The 20,650-nt window shown below is 63.1% G+C and carries 22 protein-coding genes; all 22 read right to left on the reverse strand.

All coding sequences use genetic code 11. The annotated features are described in order from the left end of the window. Positions 1 to 4 precede the first annotated feature (4 nt). Positions 5 to 310 (reverse strand): 30S ribosomal protein S14, encoded by a 306-nt coding sequence (rpsN, locus tag GGD65_RS05760; RefSeq protein ID WP_018322268.1) that lies wholly within the window; start codon positions 308 to 310, stop codon positions 5 to 7. Between the two features lie 46 nt (positions 311 to 356). Continuing rightward, positions 357 to 914, reverse strand: a complete 558-nt coding sequence (gene rplE, locus GGD65_RS05765) for a 50S ribosomal protein L5 (RefSeq protein WP_183234625.1) — start codon at positions 912 to 914, stop codon at positions 357 to 359. Further along, complete coding sequence (gene rplX / locus GGD65_RS05770) at positions 907 to 1,221, reverse strand: 50S ribosomal protein L24 (RefSeq protein WP_014494502.1); 315 nt, start codon at positions 1,219 to 1,221, stop codon at positions 907 to 909. Before rplX ends, rplE begins: the two co-directional genes overlap by 8 nt. Then, a complete protein-coding gene (gene rplN, locus GGD65_RS05775) occupies positions 1,221 to 1,589 on the reverse strand; it encodes a 50S ribosomal protein L14 (protein ID WP_007603030.1) in 369 nt (122 codons plus the stop codon). Before rplN ends, rplX begins: the two co-directional genes overlap by 1 nt. 83 nt (positions 1,590 to 1,672) lie before the next feature. Continuing rightward, positions 1,673 to 1,921, reverse strand: coding sequence for a 30S ribosomal protein S17 (gene rpsQ / locus GGD65_RS05780; protein ID WP_007603028.1), 249 nt, complete (start codon positions 1,919 to 1,921; stop codon positions 1,673 to 1,675). A 13-nt stretch (positions 1,922 to 1,934) separates the two neighbouring features. Then, positions 1,935 to 2,141, reverse strand: a complete 207-nt coding sequence (rpmC, locus tag GGD65_RS05785) for a 50S ribosomal protein L29 (protein WP_026202715.1) — start codon at positions 2,139 to 2,141, stop codon at positions 1,935 to 1,937. Between the two features lie 5 nt (positions 2,142 to 2,146). Continuing rightward, complete coding sequence (gene rplP, locus GGD65_RS05790; protein ID WP_008136349.1) at positions 2,147 to 2,560, reverse strand: 50S ribosomal protein L16; 414 nt, start codon at positions 2,558 to 2,560, stop codon at positions 2,147 to 2,149. Positions 2,561 to 2,590: 30 nt separating this feature from the next. Then, positions 2,591 to 3,316, reverse strand: a complete 726-nt coding sequence (rpsC, locus tag GGD65_RS05795) for a 30S ribosomal protein S3 (RefSeq protein ID WP_014494500.1) — start codon at positions 3,314 to 3,316, stop codon at positions 2,591 to 2,593. A 17-nt stretch (positions 3,317 to 3,333) separates the two neighbouring features. After that, on the reverse strand, positions 3,334 to 3,720 hold the full coding sequence (gene rplV, locus GGD65_RS05800; protein ID WP_008136353.1) for a 50S ribosomal protein L22: 387 nt from the start codon (positions 3,718 to 3,720) through the stop codon (positions 3,334 to 3,336). 10 nt (positions 3,721 to 3,730) lie between these two features. Further along, positions 3,731 to 4,009 (reverse strand): 30S ribosomal protein S19, encoded by a 279-nt coding sequence (rpsS, locus tag GGD65_RS05805; protein ID WP_008136357.1) that lies wholly within the window; start codon positions 4,007 to 4,009, stop codon positions 3,731 to 3,733. Positions 4,010 to 4,021: 12 nt separating this feature from the next. Then, a complete protein-coding gene (gene rplB / locus GGD65_RS05810; protein WP_018322265.1) occupies positions 4,022 to 4,855 on the reverse strand; it encodes a 50S ribosomal protein L2 in 834 nt (277 codons plus the stop codon). A 12-nt stretch (positions 4,856 to 4,867) separates the two neighbouring features. Further along, positions 4,868 to 5,170, reverse strand: coding sequence for a 50S ribosomal protein L23 (locus GGD65_RS05815; protein WP_018322264.1), 303 nt, complete (start codon positions 5,168 to 5,170; stop codon positions 4,868 to 4,870). Beyond that, a complete protein-coding gene (gene rplD, locus GGD65_RS05820) occupies positions 5,167 to 5,787 on the reverse strand; it encodes a 50S ribosomal protein L4 (protein ID WP_020508797.1) in 621 nt (206 codons plus the stop codon). Before rplD ends, GGD65_RS05815 begins: the two co-directional genes overlap by 4 nt. 1 nt (position 5,788) lies before the next feature. Then, entirely contained in the window at positions 5,789 to 6,505 is a 717-nt protein-coding gene (gene rplC / locus GGD65_RS05825; RefSeq protein WP_018322262.1) for a 50S ribosomal protein L3, read from the reverse strand. A gap of 53 nt (positions 6,506 to 6,558) precedes the next feature. Further along, entirely contained in the window at positions 6,559 to 6,867 is a 309-nt protein-coding gene (gene rpsJ, locus GGD65_RS05830) for a 30S ribosomal protein S10 (RefSeq protein WP_002712302.1), read from the reverse strand. A gap of 83 nt (positions 6,868 to 6,950) precedes the next feature. Beyond that, positions 6,951 to 8,141: an elongation factor Tu gene (gene tuf / locus GGD65_RS05835; protein ID WP_008136415.1), complete on the reverse strand. Its 1,191-nt coding sequence runs from the start codon at positions 8,139 to 8,141 to the stop codon at positions 6,951 to 6,953. A 40-nt stretch (positions 8,142 to 8,181) separates the two neighbouring features. Then, positions 8,182 to 10,254, reverse strand: a complete 2,073-nt coding sequence (gene fusA / locus GGD65_RS05840; protein WP_018322261.1) for an elongation factor G — start codon at positions 10,252 to 10,254, stop codon at positions 8,182 to 8,184. A gap of 30 nt (positions 10,255 to 10,284) precedes the next feature. Continuing rightward, positions 10,285 to 10,755, reverse strand: a complete 471-nt coding sequence (gene rpsG / locus GGD65_RS05845) for a 30S ribosomal protein S7 (protein ID WP_018322260.1) — start codon at positions 10,753 to 10,755, stop codon at positions 10,285 to 10,287. 15 nt (positions 10,756 to 10,770) lie between these two features. Further along, entirely contained in the window at positions 10,771 to 11,142 is a 372-nt protein-coding gene (rpsL, locus tag GGD65_RS05850; RefSeq protein ID WP_007603006.1) for a 30S ribosomal protein S12, read from the reverse strand. Between the two features lie 878 nt (positions 11,143 to 12,020). Next, positions 12,021 to 14,048 carry an ABC transporter ATP-binding protein gene (locus tag GGD65_RS05855; RefSeq protein ID WP_092260221.1) on the reverse strand — a complete coding sequence of 676 codons (2,028 nt, stop codon included), beginning with the start codon at positions 14,046 to 14,048 and terminating at the stop codon, positions 12,021 to 12,023. Positions 14,049 to 14,183: 135 nt separating this feature from the next. Continuing rightward, entirely contained in the window at positions 14,184 to 16,244 is a 2,061-nt protein-coding gene (locus GGD65_RS05860; protein ID WP_183234626.1) for an FAD-dependent oxidoreductase, read from the reverse strand. A gap of 191 nt (positions 16,245 to 16,435) precedes the next feature. Then, complete coding sequence (gene rpoC / locus GGD65_RS05865) at positions 16,436 to 20,632, reverse strand: DNA-directed RNA polymerase subunit beta' (protein ID WP_183234627.1); 4,197 nt, start codon at positions 20,630 to 20,632, stop codon at positions 16,436 to 16,438. Positions 20,633 to 20,650: the final 18 nt, after the last annotated feature.

Below are 20,650 nucleotides of genomic sequence, written 5' to 3' on the forward strand. Positions count from 1 at the left end.
CTCCTTACCAGCTGGACTTCACGAGGCCCGGGACCATGCCCTTGGAGCCAAGTTCGCGCAGCGCGATACGGGACAGCTTGTTCTTGCGGTAGTTCGAGCGCGGGCGACCCGACAGCTCGCAACGCAGGCGGATGCGGGTTGCCGACGAGTTGCGCGGCATTTCCGCCAGCTTCAACGTCGCAGCGAAACGCTCCTCCATCGGCAGCTTCTTGTCGGCGATGATCGCCTTCAACCGCTCGCGCTTGGCGGCGGCGTTCTTCACCATCCGCTTGCGCCGGTTGTTCTTCTCGACTGAACTCTTCTTTGCCATGCTTGGCTCCTGGGTATCCGCGTTTGAGAGGCTTTAGGTCAGCGTCTCACTGCCGGAACGGGAAATTGAAAGCGGTCAACAAGGCCCTCGCCTCTTCGTCGGTCTTGGCCGTGGTGCAGACGGTGATGTCCATGCCGCGGGCTTCCGTGACCTTGTCGAAGTCGATCTCGGGGAAAATGATGTGCTCCTTGATGCCGAGCGAGTAGTTGCCGCGGCCGTCGAAGCTCTTCGGGTTCAGGCCGCGGAAGTCGCGGACGCGCGGCAGCGCGACCGTCACCAGGCGATCGATGAACTCGTACATGTGGGCCTTGCGCAGCGTGACCTTGCAGCCGATCGGCTGGTTTTCACGCAGCTTGAAGGTCGCGATCGCGATACGCGAATAGGTCACGATCGCCTTCTGGCCAGCGATCTGGGTCAGCTCGGCAGCGGCGGTCTCGGCCTTCTTGCGATCGTTGACGGAATCGCCAACGCCCATGTTCAGCACGACCTTCTCCAGACGCGGAACCTGCATGACGTTCTCATAACCGAACTTCTCGGTCATGGCCGTGCGGATCTTCGCATCGTATTCCGCGCGCAGGCGCGGCGTGTAAGCGGCCTCAGCCATCGATCTCAGCTCCCGAGCTCTTGGCGATGCGGACCTTCTTGCCGTCCGCCAGAATCTTGAATCCGACGCGGGTCGGCTTTCCGTCCTTGCCGACATACGCGATGTTGGACAGTTGGATCGGCGACTCCTTCGAGATGATGCCGCCCTCCTGGGCCTGCGTCTGCTTCTGGTGACGCTTGACCATATTGATGCCGCGCACCAGCGCCGTGCCGGCGGCGGGACGCACTTCGAACACTTCGCCGGTACGGCCCTTGTCGCGGCCGGTCAGCACGACGACCTTGTCGCCCTTGCGGATCTTGGCAGCCATCACAGCACCTCCGGCGCGAGCGAGATGATCTTCATGTGGTTCTTCGCGCGCAGCTCGCGCGGCACGGGCCCGAAGATACGGGTGCCGACCGGCTCGGACTGGTTGTTGATCAGAACGGCGGCGTTGCGGTCGAAGCGGATGACCGAACCGTCGGCGCGGCGGATGTCCTTGCGGACGCGCACCACGACGGCCTTCATCACGTCGCCCTTCTTCACCTTGCCACGCGGAATTGCTTCCTTGATCGAAACGACGATGATGTCGCCGATCGTGGCGTAGCGGCGCTTGGAGCCCCCGAGCACCTTGATACACATGACACGGCGTGCGCCAGAATTGTCGGCCACGTCGAGGTTGGTCTGCATCTGAATCATTGATGCACCTCGTCCTCTTCTCTTTGCGCCAGCCCAGCCGGCGCTCAACATTTCCCTGAAGTCAGTCGGCTAAAGCCAACAGATCAGGCGCTTTTCTTGTGTTCGCCCCGGATCACGACCCAGCGCTTCAACTTCGAAATCGGCTTCGATTCCTCGATCCACACCATGTCGCCCGGCTTGAACTCGTTGCTCTCGTCGTGCGCGTGGTAGTTCTTCGAACGGCGGATCGTCTTCTTGTAGATCGGGTGCGTGAAGCGGCGATCGACGCGCACCACGATGGTCTTGGCTTGCTTGTCGCTGACGACCACGCCCTGCAAAGTACGTTTCGGCATCTTCGTAAGCCTCTTACTTCTTCTTCGCGCGCGTCTGCGCGGCGACGGTCTTGATCCGGGCGATGTCACGGCGGGCCTCGCGCAGGCGCGAGGTGTTCTCGAGCTGCCCGGTGGCGCGCTGGAAGCGCAGGTTGAAGCGCTCCTTCTTCAGGTTCAGGACGGCATCGTCCTGCTGGTCGGGGCTCATCGCGCGGATGTCTTCGATCTTCATCTGGGCCATGGCCATTACTCCGCAATGCGCTCGACGAAGCGCGTCTTGATCGGCAGCTTGGCGGCCGCCAGGGTCAGCGCCTCACGCGCCGTCTGGGTGTTGACGCCGTCGATCTCGAACAGCACCCGGCCCGGCTTGACGCGCGCGACCCACAATTCCGGCGAACCCTTGCCGGAGCCCATGCGGACTTCGGCCGGCTTCTTCGACACCGGAACGTCGGGGAACACGCGGATCCAGACGCGGCCGGCGCGCTTCATGTGGCGAGTCAGCGCGCGGCGAGCGGCTTCGATCTGGCGCGCGGTGACGCGCTCAGGCTCGGTCGCCTTCAGGCCGAACTGGCCGAACGCCAACGTCGCGCCCGAAGACGCAACGCCGTGGATGCGGCCCTTATGCGCCTTCCGGAACTTCGTTTTCTTAGGTTGCATCATGGCTTTAAGCCCTCAAATTCCTGTGCGGCTTTAGGCTGCAGCCGTATCGCGGCGCTGACGGCCACCACGATCACCACTGCCACCCGTCTCGCCTTCGGCCATTCTCTTGTCCTGGGCCATCGGATCGTGCTCGAGGATCTCGCCCTTGAAGATCCAGACCTTGACGCCGCAGGTGCCGAAGGTCGTGAACGCGGTCGCAACGCCGTAGTCGATGTCGGCGCGCAGCGTGTGCAGCGGCACGCGACCTTCGCGGTACCACTCCATGCGCGCGATTTCCGCACCGCCCAGACGACCCGAGCAGTTGATGCGGATGCCTTCCGCGCCGAGACGCATCGCCGACTGAACGGCGCGCTTCATGGCACGGCGGAACGCCACGCGGCGCTCGAGCTGCTGCGCGATCGACTCGGCCACCAGCGTCGCATCGAGCTCCGGCTTGCGGATCTCGACGATGTTGATGACGACGTCGGACGAAGTGATGTCCGCGACCTTCTTGCGCAGCTTGTCGATGTCCGCGCCCTTCTTGCCGATCACCACGCCCGGACGAGCCGAGTGGATGGTGACGCGGCACTTCTTGTGCGGACGCTCGATCACGATGCGGGCGACGGCCGCCTGCTTGAGCTCCTTGTGCAGGATCTCACGGATCTTGACGTCTTCGTGCAGCAGCTTGCCGTATTCCTGCTTGCCGGCGAACCAGCGGGAATCCCAGGTGCGGTTGATGCCGAGACGCAGACCGATCGGATTGATCTTTTGACCCATCGTGTTCTCCTGCGCCCTTAAGCGGCTGCTTCGGCTTCGACCTGACGAACGATGATCGTCAGCTGCGAAAATGGTTTGTAGACACGGCCCGAGCGGCCACGGCCACGGGCGGCGAAGCGCTTCATCACGAGGCCATTGCCGACGAAGGCCTGCGCCACGACGAGATCGTCCACGTCGAGATCGTGATTGTTCTCGGCATTGGCGATAGCCGATTCCAGGCACTTCTTCACGTCGACCGCGATCCGCTTGCGCGAAAACTGCAGATCGGCGAGCGCAGCAGCTGCCTTCCGGCCGCGAATGAGCTGGGCGACCAGGTTGAGCTTCTGCGGGCTCACCCGCAGCATCCGGGCGACCGCCTTGGCCTCGTTTTCGGCGAGGCTCCGTTCGCGCTTAGGTTTGCTCATCGTTTAATCCTCAAGCCTTCTTGGCTTTCTTGTCGCCGGAGTGGCCATGGAAGGTCCGGGTCGGCGAGAACTCGCCGAACTTGTGACCGACCATTTCCTCGTTGACGGCCACCGGCACGTGCTTCTGACCGTTGTAGACGCCGAAGGTCAGGCCGACGAACTGCGGCAGGATCGTCGAGCGACGGCTCCAGATCTTGATGACGTCGTGACGGCCGGACGCGCGGGCGGCATCTGCCTTCTTGAGCAGAGAACCCTCGACGAACGGGCCTTTCCAGACTGAACGAACCATGTCCGGCGTTCCTTACTTCTTCCGCTTGTGGCGGCTTAGGAGAATGAATTTGTTGGTCGACTTGTTGGTGCGGGTCTTCTTGCCCTTGGTCGGCTTGCCCCACGGGGTGACCGGGTGGCGACCGCCCGAGGTACGACCTTCACCACCGCCGTGCGGATGGTCGATCGGGTTCATCGAAACACCGCGGTTATGCGGCTTGCGGCCCAGCCAACGGTTGCGGCCGGCCTTGCCGATCGAGGTGTTCATGTGATCCGGGTTCGACACCGCGCCGATCGTGCCGCGGCAACGGCCGTGCACCAGGCGCTGCTCGCCCGAGTTCAGGCGGATGATCACGTAGTCCTGGTCGCGGCCGACGAGCTGGGCGTAGGTGCCAGCCGAACGAGCGAGCTGGCCGCCCTTCCCGATCTTGACCTCGATGTTGTGGATGATCGTGCCGACCGGCATGTTGCCGAGCGGCATGACATTGCCCGGCTTCACGTCGACGTAGTTGCCCGCGATGATGGTGTCACCGACGGCCAGGCGCTGCGGCGCCAGGATGTAGGCCTGCTCGCCGTCCTGATACTTGATCAGCGCGATGAAGCCGGTGCGGTTCGGATCGTACTCGAGACGCTCGACGGTCGCGGGGACGTCGATCTTCTCGCGCTTGAAATCCACGGTGCGCAGCGTCTTCTTATGGCCACCGCCACGGAAACGCACGGTGATGCGACCGGTGTTGTTGCGGCCGCCCGAGGAGTGCTTGCCCTCGGTGAGCGCCTTGACCGGCTTGCCCTTGTACAGGGCCGAACGATCGACCATGACCAGCTGGCGCTGGCCCGGCGTCGTAGGATTGAATGTCTTCAGTGCCATCGTCGTACGACCTTACAGACCGGTGGTGACGTCGATCCGGTGGCCCTCTTCGAGGGTCACGATCGCGCGCTTGGTGTTCGACTGCGAGCCGAGATTGCCGCGGAAGATCTTGGTCTTGCCCTTGCGGACCAGCGTGTTGACGCTCTTGACCTTGACGTCGAACAGCTTCTCGATCGCTTCCTTGATCTGCGGCTTGGTCGCCTTGGCGGCCACCTTGAACAGCACCTTGTTGTGCTCCGAGGCGATCGTTGCCTTTTCAGTCACGACCGGCGACAGGATCACATCGTAGTGGCGAGCCTCGATGTTCTTCGTCATTTGAAGCGCGCCTCCAGCGCATCGATGGCGGCCTTGGTCAGAACGAGCTTCTGACGGCGCAGGATGTCGTAGACGTTGATGCCCTGGATCGGCAGCACGTCCATGTTCGGGATGTTGCGGGCCGCAGCGGCGAAGCCGTTGTTGAGCTCGGCGCCGTCGATGATCAGCGCGTTGGTGAGACCCAGACCCGAGAAGTGACCGAGCAGCGCCTTGGTCTTGGCGGCTTCCAGCGCGGCCTTCTCGATCACGACGAGATCGCCGTCCTTGGCCTTGGCCGAGAGCGCATGCTTCAGCGCCAGCGCGCGGACCTTCTTCGGCAGATCGGTGGCGTGCGAACGCACCACCGGACCGAAGGCACGGCCACCGCCGCGGAACTGCGGCACGCGGGCCGAGCCGTGACGAGCACCGCCGGTGCCCTTCTGCTTGTACATCTTCTTGCCGGTGCGCCAGATCTCGGCGCGGCCCTTGGCCTTGTGGGTGCCGGCCTGACGCTTGTTGAGCTGCCACTGCACGCAACGCGCAATGATGTCCTGGCGCGGCTCGAGGCCGAAAATGGTGTCGGACAGCTGGACCGAGCCGGCTTCCTTACCTTCGAGGGTGGTGACCTTCAATTCCATCTCACGCACCCTCCTGCTGGGCCGCAGCCTCGGCTTCGCCACCGGCAACCTTGAACTTGCCGGGCTTCGGAGCTTCCTTCGGCAGCGGCTTCTTGACGGCGTCGCGCACGCGGATCCAGCCGCCCTTGGAGCCGGGAACGGCACCTTCGACGAGGATCAGGCCGCGCTCGACATCGAGCTGAACGACGCGAAGGTTGAGCGTGGTGATGCGGTCGACACCCATGTGGCCGGGCATCTTCTTGTTCTTCCAGGTCTTGCCGGGGTCCTGACGGCCACCGGTCGAACCGATCGAGCGGTGCGAGACCGAGACGCCGTGGGTGGCGCGCAGACCGCCGAAGTTCCAGCGCTTCATGCCGCCGGCGAAGCCCTTACCGACCGAGGTGCCGGTGACGTCGACGAACTGGCCGACGACGAAGTGGTCGGCAAGGATCTCGGCGCCGACCGGGATCATGGCATCCGCGGTGACGCGGAATTCCTCGACCCGGCGCTTCGGCTCGACCTTGGCGACCGCGAACTGGCCGCGCTCCGCCTTGGGCATGTAAACGGTCTTGCGGGCACCAGAACCAAGCTGGAGCGCCACGTAACCGTTCTTCTCTTCGGTACGGTGGCCCACGACCTGGCAATTGCCGAGCTTCAGCACGGTCACGGGGATATGTTCGCCGGCCTCAGTAAAGACCCGCGTCATCCCGACCTTTTGTGCGATCACTCCGGAGCGCATCGGCTTGCTTCCTGTTCTTTCTGTCCGCCTTAAGCGAACGGGATCCAAAAATCTTAGAGCTTGATCTCGACGTCGACACCGGCGGCCAGGTCGAGCTTCATCAAAGCATCGACGGTCTGCGGGGTCGGATCGACGATGTCGAGCAGGCGCTTGTGAGTGCGCATCTCGAACTGCTCGCGGCTCTTCTTGTCGACGTGGGGCGAACGGTTGACGGTGAACTTCTCGATGCGGGTGGGCAGCGGAATGGGTCCGCGGACCTGCGCGCCGGTGCGCTTCGCCGTGTTCACGATCTCGCGGGTCGACGTATCGAGGATACGATGGTCGAACGCCTTGAGACGGATACGAATGTTTTGGCCGTTCATTGCCGTGCTTTCTTTAGTGAGTGGCGAGTAGCGAGTAGCGAATAGAAATCCCTATTCGCCACTCACCATTCCCTATTCGCTTGTTACTCGATGATCGAGGCGACGACGCCGGCGCCGACGGTGCGGCCACCTTCGCGGATCGCGAAGCGGAGCTTCTCTTCCATCGCGATCGGCACGATCAGGTGCACTTCCATCGCGATGTTGTCGCCCGGCATCACCATCTCGGTGCCTTCCGGCAGGTGCACGACACCGGTCACGTCGGTGGTGCGGAAGTAGAACTGCGGACGGTAGTTGGTGAAGAACGGGGTGTGGCGACCGCCCTCTTCCTTGGTGAGGATGTAAGCCTCAGCCTTGAACTTGGTGTGCGGCTTGACCGAACCCGGCTTGCACAGCACCTGGCCGCGCTCGACGTCTTCGCGCTTGGTGCCGCGGAGCAGCGCACCGATGTTGTCGCCGGCCTGGCCCTGATCGAGCAGCTTGCGGAACATTTCGACGCCGGTAACGGTCGTCTTCTGGGTCGCACGGAGACCGACGATCTCGATTTCCTCGCCGACCTTGACGATGCCGCGCTCGACACGGCCGGTCACGACGGTGCCGCGGCCCGAGATCGAGAACACGTCTTCAACCGGCATCAGGAACGGCTGGTCGATCGGACGCTCCGGCTGCGGGATGTACTCGTCGACGTTCTTCATCAGCTCGAGGATGGCGTCGTGGCCGAGCTTCTTGTCGGAATCTTCGAGAGCGGCGAGCGCCGAACCCTTGATGATCGGGATCTTGTCGCCCGGGAAGTCGTACTTCGAGAGCAGCTCGCGGACTTCGAGCTCGACGAGCTCGAGCAGTTCCGGATCGTCGACCATGTCGCACTTGTTGAGGAACACGACGAGCGCGGGCACGCCGACCTGGCGGGCGAGCAGGATGTGCTCGCGGGTCTGCGGCATCGGGCCGTCAGCGGCGGACACGACCAGGATCGCACCGTCCATCTGGGCGGCGCCGGTGATCATGTTCTTGACGTAGTCGGCGTGGCCGGGGCAGTCCACGTGGGCGTAGTGGCGGTTCGGCGTCTCGTACTCGACGTGCGCGGTCGAGATGGTGATGCCGCGCGCCTTCTCTTCCGGCGCCTTGTCGATCTGGTCGTACGCGGTGAACGTCGCACCGCCGGCTTCGGCGAGAACCTTGGTGATCGCCGCGGTCAGCGACGTCTTGCCATGGTCGACGTGACCGATGGTGCCGATGTTGCAGTGCGGCTTGTTACGTTCAAACTTTGCTTTGGCCATTTGACTCTCCGTTCAATCGTCAGTTCGTGACCGACGACAATCAGGCAAACTTCTTCTGGACTTCTGCCGACACGTTGGCCGGCGCTTCTGCGTAGTGGTCGAACTGCATGGTGAAGGTTGCGCGACCCTGGCTCATCGAGCGCAGGTTATTCACGTAACCGAACATGTTCATGAGCGGCACCATCGCATTGATGACGTTGGCGTTGCCGCGCATGTCCTGACCCTGGATCTGACCGCGCCGCGAATTCAGGTCGCCGATGACCGAGCCGGTGTAGTCTTCCGGGGTCACCACTTCGACCTTCATGATCGGCTCGAGCAGGACGGACTTGCCCTTCTGCAAGGCTTCGCGGAATGCCGCGCGCGATGCGATTTCGAAGGCGAGCGCCGACGAGTCGACGTCGTGATACTTGCCGTCGACGAGCTGAACCTTGACGTCGACCACGGGGAAGCCCGCGACGACACCAGAGCTCATCACGCTGTTGAGGCCCTTTTCGACGCCGGGGATGTATTCCTTCGGAACCGCACCACCGACGATCTTGGACTCGAACTCGTAGCCCTTGCCGGGCTCGTTCGGCTCGACCACGATCGACACTTCCGCGAACTGACCGGTACCGCCGGTCTGCTTCTTGTGGGTGTACTTGACCTCGGCCTTCTTGGTGACGCGCTCACGGAACGCAACCTGGGGCGCGCCGATGTTGGCGTCGACCTTGTAGGTACGCTTGAGGATGTCGACCTTGATGTCGAGATGGAGTTCGCCCATGCCCTTGAGGATGGTCTGGCCGGACTCCTGGTCGGTCGACACGCGGAAGGACGGATCCTCCGCAGCGAGCTTGGCCAGCGCCACGCCCAGCTTTTCCTGGTCGGCCTTGGACTTCGGCTCGATCGCGATCTCGATGACCGGCTCGGGGAATTCCATCTTCTCGAGGATCACCTGCTTGTCGGGATCGCACAGCGTGTCACCGGTGCGCGCTTCCTTCAGGCCGGCCAGCGCGACGATGTCGCCGGCATAGGCTTCCTTGATGTCTTCGCGGTTGTTCGCATGCATCAAGAGCATGCGCCCGATGCGCTCCTTCTTCTCGCGGGTCGAGTTCACGACGCCGGTGCCGCTCTGCAGAACGCCGGAGTAGATGCGGCAGAAGGTGATGGTGCCGACGAACGGGTCGTCCATGATCTTGAACGCGAGCAGCGCGAGCGGCTCCTTGTCGTCCGCCTTGCGCACGACTTCGTTGCCGCGGTCGTCGGTGCCCTTGATCGCGGGCACGTCGATCGGCGACGGCAGATAGTCGACGACGGCGTCGAGCAGCGGCTGCACGCCCTTGTTCTTGAAGGCCGAGCCGCACAGCACCGGATAGAACGCACCGGTCAGAACCGCCTTGCGGATCAGCCGCTTCAGCGTCTCTTCGTCCGGCTCCTTGCCGTCGAGATAGGCGGCCATGGCGTCGTCGTCGAGCTCGACGGCGGCTTCCACCATCTTCTCGCGGTATTCCTTGGCCTGCTCGACCAGATCTTCCGGAATGTCGACATAATCGAACTTCGCGCCGAGCGATTCATCGTTCCAGATGATGCCCTGCATCTTCACGAGGTCGACGAGACCCTTGAAGTTGTTCTCGGCGCCGATCGGAAGCTGGATCGCGATCGGCTTGGCGCCGAGGCGGTCGACGATGTCGGCCAGGCACTTGAAGAAGTCGGCGCCGGTCTTGTCCATCTTGTTGGCGAAGACGATGCGCGGAACCTTGTACTTGTCGCCCTGGCGCCAGACGGTCTCGGTCTGGGGCTCAACGCCCTGGTTCGAGTCGAGCACGCAGACGGCGCCGTCGAGCACGCGCAGCGAACGCTCGACTTCGATGGTGAAGTCGACGTGGCCGGGGGTGTCGATGATGTTCAGGCGCTTGCCGGCCCAGAATGCAGTGGTCGCAGCCGAGGTGATCGTGATGCCACGCTCCTGCTCCTGCTCCATCCAGTCCATCGTCGCGGCACCTTCGTGCACTTCGCCGATCTTGTGGCTCTTGCCGGTGTAATAGAGGATGCGCTCGGTGGTCGTGGTCTTGCCGGCATCGATATGCGCCATGATACCGAAGTTGCGGTAATTCTCTATGGCATGAACGCGGGGCATAGGGTGTTCCTTAGATTCCGTGTGTCGCCGTTACCAGCGATAGTGCGAGAAGGCGCGGTTGGCTTCCGCCATCCGGTGCACGTCTTCGCGCTTCTTGACGGCATTCCCGCGGTTGTTCGAGGCGTCCAACAGCTCGGCCGAGAGCCGCTCGGTCATGGTCTTCTCGTTGCGATCACGCGCAGCGGAGATCAGCCAGCGGATGCCCAGCGCCTGACGGCGGGTCGAACGAACTTCGACCGGAACCTGGTAGGTCGCGCCGCCGACGCGGCGGGAGCGCACTTCGATCGTCGGCATGACGTTCTCGAGTGCCTGCTCGAACACGCCGAGCGGGTTCTGCTTGGTCTTGGTTTCGATGATACCGAACGCACCGTAGACGATGCCTTCGGCGACCGACTTCTTGCCGGCGTACATCACAGAGTTCATGAACTTCGTGACGATGATGTTCCCGAACTTCGGATCGGGAAGGACTTCGCGCTTTTCCGCTGAGTGGCGACGAGACATGGACCTGGTTCCCGCTTACTTCGGACGCTTCGCGCCGTACTTCGAACGACGCTGCTTACGGTTCTTGACGCCCTGGGTATCCAGAACGCCGCGGAGGATGTGGTAGCGCACGCCGGGCAAGTCCTTGACGCGACCGCCGCGGATCATGACCACCGAGTGCTCCTGAAGGTTATGGCCCTCACCGGGGATGTAGCCGATCACCTCGAAGCCGTTGGTCAGGCGCACCTTGGCGACCTTACGAAGCGCCGAGTTCGGCTTCTTCGGGGTCGTGGTGTAGACGCGGGTGCAAACACCACGCTTCTGCGGCGACTGCTGCAGCGCCGGCACCTTCTTGCGCGACTTCTGCACTTCACGCGGTTGAGCGATCAGCTGGTTGATCGTCGGCATCCTGGCCTTACCCTTTGTTCTGTCGCAGATCCTTTTCGGATCCGCTGTCTTGCCGCAGCCCGTCGCCGGGACTGCAAATTCTTTCGAGCTACCTGCCCGACGAGGTCACCTTCCGCGGAACAATCCGCACAAAGCGAAATCGCGCCAACCGCCCCATCAACGGGCGGAAAGCGCTTCGACGCCACAGAGGACCGCAGTATTGAGGCCGGTCAGCATAAAGCCGCGGCCCGCGCACTGAGGTCATGCATCCGAATTCGATCTCAAGAGAATAAGCTCAAGAGAACTAGAATCGCACTGGCATTGCCTAGCTATGAGCGACAGCGTTTGAGCGGCATTCGTCGAGGTTGGTGCCCGCCTTGAGCGATCCCTTGTGGCTCTAGTCCGCGGGGATCTAACGGGTGGCCCGTTCCGACGCTGGCGATGCTCACCGCCTGTCGTTAAGTGAGGCGCTTTCTATAAGTGAGAATCGATCAAGTCAAGGCGAAACGACAGCCACGAACCGCTTCAGGAGCCTGTCAAAATCGGTGTTTGCCGCCCTCGCCGCACCACTCCGATATGGGACCGCAGCCTTCATTTCGCCAGCCTCGCGGCTATTTATATCCGGACAAAAAGCACTTTTGTGTCGCGGAGCATTGGCTTTTTTATGCGGGAGCCGCAAATCTAACCGCTTCAGCAGCAATCGGCGGCGGGGACGTCACCAAAATCGGCGGAGGTTGCCCGGCGCGACCAACGCCCGGGATATCGGCCGCGAGGCTTCCGACGGTCCTGACCTATCCGCATGTGAGCTATCCGACCGGGCTTTTTCTGACCGAAGAGCGCATCGTCACGTCGGGAATCAAGCGCACACCGATGGCCGCATAGAATCGGTGCGAGCTCGGTCATTCCTCCTCGTCGTCCTCGTCCTCATCATCCTCGAGGTCGTCTTCGTCCTCATCGTCGCTGCCGTCGTCGGCGTGAGCCGCCGCGCCATGCGGCTGGTGGATCTGGTCGTTCCAGAGCTTGCGATAGGTCCCGTTCTTGGCAAGCAGCTGGGCATGCGAGCCCCGCTCGATCGCCCTTCCCCCCGAGATCACGATGATCTCGTCCATCTCCACCACCGAGGTCAGGCGGTGGGTCGACCAGATCATGGTGCGCCCCTTGGCGACCTTGAGCAGCGTGCGGTTGATCGCGGCTTCCGTGGTCTGGTCCAGCGCCGAGGTGGCTTCGTCCAGCAGCAGCACCGAGGGATTGCGGATAACCGCGCGCGCGATCGCGATGCGCTGGCGCTGGCCGCCCGACAGGGTGTCGCCGCGCTCGCCGACCGGCGTGTCGTATCGCTGCGGCAGGCTCATGATATAGCGGTGGATCTCGGCCTTCTTGGCCGCCTCCTCCACCTCCTCGTCGGTCGCTCCCTCCTTGCCGAGCCGGATGTTCTCGCGGATCGACATGTTGAACAGCATGTTCTCCTGGAACACCACCGCCATGCTCCGGCGCAGCGAATCCAGCGTCACCTTGCGGACGTCGACACCGTCGATGGTGACGCGGCCCTCGTCGGGCACGTAAAGCCGCAGGATCAAATTGAGCAACGTGCTCTTGCCGGAGCCGCTCGGGCCGACGATCGCGATGCGCTTGCCCGCATTGAGCTTGAGGCTGAGATTGTCCAGCACCGGCGTCTGGCTGCCCTCGTACTGGAAGGTGACGTGATCGAAGGTGATGTCGTTGGTGATGCGCGGCAGGTCGGGTGCGCCGGGGCGGTCGGCAGCGCGAGTCGGCTCGTCCAGCAGCTCCTGCATGTGCCGGATCGCGGCGGCCGAGGAGATCGACACCGGGATGAAATGCATGACATGAGCGATGTTGTAGGAGACCTCCCAGAACGCGCTCTCGAAGGTGACGAAGGTGCCGATGGTGATCTGGCCCTTGGTGGCGAGATAGGCGCCGATCGCGAGCACCACGAGGTGCAGCATCAGCACCGAGATGGTGACCGTCCGCTCCACCATGGTCGACAGGAACGCGGCCGAGGCGATCTTGTTGCGCGTCTCGTCGTTGCGGAAGGTGAAGAAGCCGAACATCTTGCGCTGCAGGCTGAACGCCTTGATCACGGCCTGCGCCGCCACGTTCTCCTGCACCATGCCGAGCAGCGCGCTTTCGTTGAGCTTCTGCTCGTAATTGGCCTGCACCGCCTTCGGCGTCAGGATCCGCGGACCGATCAGTGTGATCGGGAACACGAGCAGCGCGACCGCCGCGAGCTGCCAGTTCAGGAACACCATTAGGATGATGCCGGCAACCAATTCCAGAAAGGGCAGCGCGGCACTGTTGGCAAACGTCTTGACCGAGCCTTCGAAGGCCGAGAGGTCGACGGAGAAGCGCGACAGGATCTCGCCGCGCTTGGTGCGGCCGAAATAGGCCGCCGGCAGGTCCTGAACGTGCTCGAACAGGCGCTTGCGGACGTCGGAGATGATGCAGGCCGCCAATCGCGCGTCCCAGCGCTCGTACCAGACCGCGACGATCGAGGTGAAGATGCCGGCGACGGCGAGCACGCCGAGGATCTTGTACAGCGCCTGGAAATCCTCCTCGCCGAGCGCGTCGTCGATCAGGAACTTGAGGCTGAGCGGCATGATGACGTTGAACAGCGTCTCGACGCAGACGCCGAACGCCACGAAGGAGAGCATCCGCTTGTAGTTCGCCAGGAACGGCTTGACGAACCCGACGATGGTCGCGAGCGCGCCGGCGGCCTCGCGCGCGGTGAAGACGACGAGGTCCTCGTCCTCATCGTCGTCGTCGAGCTCCAGCTCGTCGTCCGCCTCGTCTTCGGCGTCCTCGTCGTCTTCGAGGTCCGGCTTGGCAGCCGAGGCGAGCTTGTCGTCGAGCTCGGCCGCCTCTTCGGCGGCGAGCTTCTGTTTGTCGGGCGAAAGAGGCTTGGATGCCATGAAACCAACCGATGCTGACGGCCGGCATGACCGCAGAGAAAGCAGAACATAGCGGCAAGCCGCTATTGAACCCGATTCTATGCGATCAGGATGAATTCGGCAAAACAATTGGCGAATTCGACGCGCGCCCCGCGGCTAGTCCTCGTCTTCGTCCTCGACCTTGTCGAAGAAGGAATAGCGCAGACTGTCGGCGTCGGCGTACCACTGCCCCGGCCCCTTGTTGGCGGCGAGCGTGGCCTCCCAGAGCGCATCGGTGCAGTCCTTGCGGTGCATCGAGAGGTCGAAACCGTTGCCGAAGAACAGCTCGGACCATTCCCACCAGGTGCCGAGTTTCTTGACCCCGCGCAGGAGGTCGTAGCGGTCGATCAGCGCCGGCGCCATGTCCGAGGTAATCGAGCCGAACACGAGGCCGGTCTTGACCACGCGGTTCAGTTCCTTGATCGCGCGGACCACCTGCTTCGGGGAAACGTGGCAGAGGCTGGTCTCGAACACGAAGTCGAACGCGCCGTCCTTGAACGGCATGTCGGTGATCGAGCCGAGCTTGTTGTACTTCTTCAGCGCCTTCGGCGTCCTGGCGTGGATGGCGCGGTTGCTCTCGATGCCGAAGGCATCGATGCCGCGCTCGCGTAGCGCGCCGACCAATTCGCCGCTGGCCGAGCCCGCGACGAGCAGCTTGGCGCCCTTGGTCTTGCCCCAGACGATGCCGAGCAGCCGTGTGAGGTAATCGGGATCGGTGAAGTGGCGCCACGCCTCGTGATACGGGCCGAGGCCGCGATAGTTCTCGAAATAGTCGCGGTCGATCTTGTCGGAGAGCGGCTTGTCGTCCTGCGCGCGCTCGCGGCGCAGGCGCATCATCTCGGTCAGGATGATGTCGGTCGCCGCATCCGAGGAGTCGAGCAGGCCGTTCAGGGTCGAGTCGAACAGATAGTCGCCGACCACCACGATGCCGGGATGCTCCTTCGGCTCGGGCCGGTGATTGGTCATGACGTCGCGCACCGGCAGGCCGCCAGGAATCGCGTTCACCGACGACAACCAGCGGTGGATCTTGCCTTCCATGAAATGCTGGCGCGCATCGCCGAGCGAGGCCGGCAGCGATTTCAGCGCGGCATCGATCAGCTCCTGGTCGGACAGATTGGCGAAGGCCAGCGCGTCGGAGCCGGGAATCAGCCAGTTCAGCACGCCGTGCTTGCCGACGTCGTGGCGCGCACCCTCGTTGTAGACGCAGCAGCCGCCGAACGCTTCCGACATGAACCAGGCGCCCGGAATCTTCTCGCCCCAGAACGGCGTGTCGAACAGGATCGAGACGCGCAGGTAATGCGCGGGACGGTCGAAGTAAGAGACGTGCTTGACCATCGACTTGCGGAGCTGTTCGCCTTCCCACCCCATGGTGGCGAGCCAGGAATGCGGCAGGCAGACCAGCACGAGATCGAAGTCACGCGTCTCCGGTCCCTTGCCGTTCATCATCTTGAGCTGGTAGCGCCCGGTCGGCGCCTTGCCGACTGTGAGCACGCGGTGATTGAGCTGGATGTCGGCGTTCACCTCCGACTGCAGGCACTCGATCAGCTGCTCGTTGCCGTTCTGGATGGAATAGAGGCCGATATAGCCGTCGACATCCATCAGATAGTTCTTGAGCGCGTTGAGGCCGTTGGTGTTGTGGCTTTCGGTCGCGATGTCGGAGCGCGCCATCACCTTGAAGAAGCGCTTTGCGGTTTCGTCCTCGACCTCCTCGTCGAGCACCTGCTCGGCGGTCTTGTAGGCCCAGGGGTTCTCGTTGTCGTGCGCGCCGACGCCCTCGTAATATTCGATCGGCGACATCGCCTCGGCACAGCGCTTGCGGAACGCCTCGATCGCTGCGGCGGTTTTGGCGCCATACTTGCGGCGCATGCCCGGCACGTCGTCGAGAAGCTCGCCGCCGAACTGCACCTGCTCGGCATCCATCGGGATCGTCTGCAGCCCGAAATGCTGGATCAGCTCGCGCAGCGGATCCGGCCCGGTCATCGAGTAGTCGTAGATCTCGGCAACGCCGGCCTCGTACATCGCAGGTGCGGAATCGAACTTGCGGGTGACGATCTTGCCGCCGAGCCGATCGGAGGCCTCGTAGATGGTGACGCGACAGAGATCGCCAAGCTTGCGCTTCAGATACCAAGCGCTCATCAGCCCGCCGGGGCCGCCGCCTACGATTGCGAGATCAAGCATGTGAGTTCCGTGGTCTCCGGCCCGCCCCCTTCACGGGACCACCGGTCTAAACTCTCCTAGCAGAAGCGCTTTTGCGGCTGAAGGAAAGATGAACAAAGGTTGATCCCGCATCGCAACAGACAAGCAAAGCAACAAAAAGGCCGGCTTTCGCCGGCCTTTTCATTGTCCTCGGTAGTCCTACGGATGAACGATCATTCCGCGGGCGGCAGCGCAGGAAGCTCCGCTTCCGGCGCGGGCGACACGACCGCCGCCTGCTTCTCGCGCTCGTCCAGGATCAGCTTGTCGCGCTTCATGGCGACTTCGCGAATCTTGGCCATGGAGGCGCCGGTGCCTGCCGGAATCAGCCGGCCGACGATGACGTTCTCCTTGAGGCCTTCGAGCGGATCGACCTTGCCGTTGACCGCCGCTTCCGTGAGGACGCGGGTGGTCTCCTGGAACGAGGCCGCCGAGAAGAACGAACGGGTCTGGAGGCTCGCCTTGGTGATGCCGAGCAGAACCGGCGTCCCCGTGGCGGGCTTCTTGCCCTCTTCCTTGGCCTTCTCGTTCAGCGCGTCGAACTCGATCTTGTCGACCTGCTCGCCCGAGATCATGTCCGTATCGCCCTGGTCGGTGACTTCCACCTTCTGGAGCATCTGACGGACAATCACCTCGATGTGCTTGTCGTTGATGAGCACGCCCTGGAGCCGGTAGACCTCCTGGATCTCGTTGACCAGATAGGCCGCGAGTTCCTCGATGCCCTTGACCGCCAGGATGTCGTGCGGCGCCGGGTTGCCTTCCACGATGAAGTCGCCCTTTTCGACGACGTCGCCGTCCTGAAGGTGGATGTGCTTGCCCTTCGGGATCAGGTACTCGCGCGGCTCGTCGGTCTTGTCCATCGGCTCGATCGAGATGCGACGCTTGTTCTTGTAGTCGCGCCCGAACCGGATGGTGCCCGCGATTTCGGCGATGATCGCCGCATCCTTCGGACGCCGTGCCTCGAACAGTTCCGCCACCCGCGGCAGACCGCCGGTGATGTCACGCGTCTTGGCGCTTTCGGTCGAGACCCGGGCGAGGATGTCGCCCGGATTGACCTTGACGCCGACGTCGACCGAGAGAATGGCGTCGACCGACAGCATGTAGCGGGCATCGCCGCCACGGGCGAGCTTGAGCACCTTGCCATCCTTGCCCTTGACCACGATGGCCGGACGCAGGTCCGCACCGCCGCGGGTCGAGCGCCAGTCGATGACCACGCGCTTGGCGATACCGGTGGCTTCGTCGAGCGTTTCCGAGATCGACTGCCCCTCGACCAGATCCTCGAAGCCGATGGTACCTTCGACCTCGGTGAGGAGCGGACGGGTGTAGGGATCCCACTCGACGACGCGCTGGCCGCGCTTGACCATATCGCCTTCGTCGACATGCAGGCGCGAGCCGTACTGGACACGGTGCGTCGCACGCTCGGTGCCGTCGGCATCGACGATCGCCACCACCATGTTGCGCACCATCGCGACCAGGTGACCTTCGCTGTTGCGGGCGATGGCCTTGTTCCTGATCACGATCTTGCCGTCGAAATTGGCTTCGACGAACGACTGCTCGTTGAGCTGCGCCGCACCACCGATGTGGAACGTACGCATCGTGAGCTGGGTGCCCGGCTCGCCGATCGACTGCGCCGCGATGACGCCGACCGCTTCGCCGTGGTTGACCGGCGTGCCGCGGGCGAGGTCGCGGCCGTAGCACTTGCCGCAGATGCCGTTGACGAGTTCGCAGGTCAGTGCCGAGCGGATCTTCACCTCCTGCACACCACCCTGCTGGATGGCGTCCAGATGGCTTTCTTCCATCAGCGTATCGCGCTTGATGATCACCTTGCCCGAGCTGTCACGGATGTCTTCGCAGGCCGTGCGTCCAAGGATGCGCGAACCGAGCGAAGCAACCACGGTGCCGGCATCGACGATGGCGCGCATCTTGATGCCGAGCTTGGTGCCGCAGTCGCTCTGCGTGATGATGCAGTCCTGCGCGACGTCGACGAGACGACGGGTCAGGTAGCCCGAGTTCGCGGTCTTCAACGCGGTGTCCGCGAGACCCTTGCGGGCGCCGTGGGTCGAGTTGAAGTACTCGAGCACCGAGAGGCCTTCCTTGAAGTTCGAGATGATCGGCGTCTCGATGATCTCGCCCGACGGCTTGGCCATCAGGCCGCGCATGCCGGCGAGCTGGCGCATCTGGGCCGGCGAACCACGGGCACCGGAGTGAGCCATCATGTAGATCGAGTTGATGTCGGCATCGGCTCCGGCCGCCGTCTTCTTGGTGGCGGAGATCTCCTTCATCATCGCCTTGGCGATTTCTTCCGTGGCCTTCGACCAGGCGTCGACGACCTTGTTGTACTTCTCGCCGTGGGTGATCAGACCGTCGTTGTACTGCTGCTCGAAATCCTTCGCCAGCGTACGGGTGGTGTCGACGATCTTCCACTTGGAGTTTGGCACGACCATGTCGTCCTTGCCGAACGAGATGCCGGCCTTGAACGCGTTATAGAAGCCGAGCGCCATGATGCGGTCGCAGAAGATCACCGTCTCCTTCTGGCCGCAGTGGCGGTAGACCTGGTCGATGACGCCCGAGATCTCGCGCTTGGTCATCAGCTTGTTGATGATCTCGTAGGGGACGCGCGGGTTCTTCGGCAGCAAATTGCCGAGCATGACGCGGCCGGCGGTGGTCTCGATCCAGCGCTTCGAGATCTTGCCGGTCTCGTCGACGCCTTCCCACCGGTACTTGATCTTGGTGTGGAGGTGGATGACCTTCGCATGCAACGCGTGCTCGAGCTCGGCCATCTCGCCGAACACCTTGCCCTCGCCGGGCAGGCCTTCGCGCATGATCGAGACGTAGTAGAGGCCGAGCACGATGTCCTGCGACGGCACGATGATCGGCTGTCCGTTCGCCGGATGCAGGATGTTGTTGGTCGACATCATCAGGACGCGAGCTTCCAGCTGCGCTTCGAGCGACAGCGGGACGTGCACGGCCATCTGGTCGCCGTCGAAGTCGGCGTTGAACGCGGAGCAGACCAGCGGGTGAAGCTGGATCGCCTTGCCCTCGATCAGCACGGGCTCGAACGCCTGGATGCCGAGACGATGCAGCGTCGGTGCGCGGTTGAGCAGCACCGGATGCTCGCGAATGACCTCATCCAGGATGTCCCAGACCTCGGGCCGCTCCTTCTCGACCAGCTTCTTGGCCTGCTTCACCGTGGTGGACAGGCCCTTGGCGTCGAGCCGCGAATAGATGAACGGCTTGAACAGCTCGAGCGCCATCTTCTTCGGCAGGCCGCACTGATGCAGGCGCAGCTCGGGACCGACCACGATCACAGAACGGCCCGAATAGTCGACGCGCTTGCCGAGCAGGTTCTGGCGGAAGCGGCCCTGCTTGCCCTTGAGCATGTCGGCGAGCGACTTCAGCGGGCGCTTGTTGGCGCCCGTGATGACCCGGCCGCGGCGGCCGTTGTCGAACAGCGCATCGACCGCTTCCTGAAGCATGCGCTTCTCGTTGCGGATGATGATGTCGGGCGCGCGCAGCTCCATCAGCCGCTTCAAGCGGTTGTTGCGGTTGATGACGCGGCGGTAGAGGTCGTTGAGGTCCGAGGTCGCGAAGCGGCCGCCGTCGAGCGGCACCAGCGGACGCAAGTCCGGCGGGATCACCGGGACCACGGTCATGATCATCCATTCCGGCTTGTTGCCGGAGTGGCGGAACGCTTCCACGATCTTCAGGCGCTTGGCGAGCTTCTTGTGCTTGATGTCGGAGTCGGTCTCCTGCATCTCGAGGCGCAAGGTCGCCTCGAGCTTCTCGAGGTCCATGCCCTTGAGCAGCTCGCGGATCGCTTCCGCGCCGATCATGGCGGTGAAGCTGTCCTGGCCGTACTCGTCCTGCGCCTTCAGATACTCGTCTTCCGACAGCAGCTGGCGGTCCTTCAGCGCGGTGAGGCCCGGCTCGAGCACGACGTAGTATTCGAAGTAGAGGATCCGCTCGAGATCCTTCAGCGTCATGTCCAGCAGGAGGCCGATGCGCGAGGGCAGCGACTTCAGGAACCAGATGTGGGCGACGGGCGCTGCGAGCTCGATATGGCCCATGCGCTCGCGCCGGACGCGCGAAAGCGTGACCTCGACCGAGCACTTCTCGCAGATGATACCCTTGTACTTCATGCGCTTGTACTTGCCGCACAAGCACTCGTAATCCTTGATCGGCCCGAAGATGCGGGCGCAGAACAGGCCGTCGCGCTCGGGCTTGAAGGTGCGGTAGTTGATGGTCTCCGGCTTCTTGATCTCGCCGTAGGACCAGGACAGAATCTTCTCTGGAGACGCGATCGAGATCCGGATCTGGTCGAAGACCTGAGCCGGCGTCGTCGGGTTGAAGAGATTCATAATTTCTTGGTTCATCGTCTTCTCCTCGCGTGC

Source organism: Bradyrhizobium sp. CIR18, assembly GCF_014198295.1.
Lineage (GTDB): Bacteria > Pseudomonadota > Alphaproteobacteria > Rhizobiales > Xanthobacteraceae > Bradyrhizobium.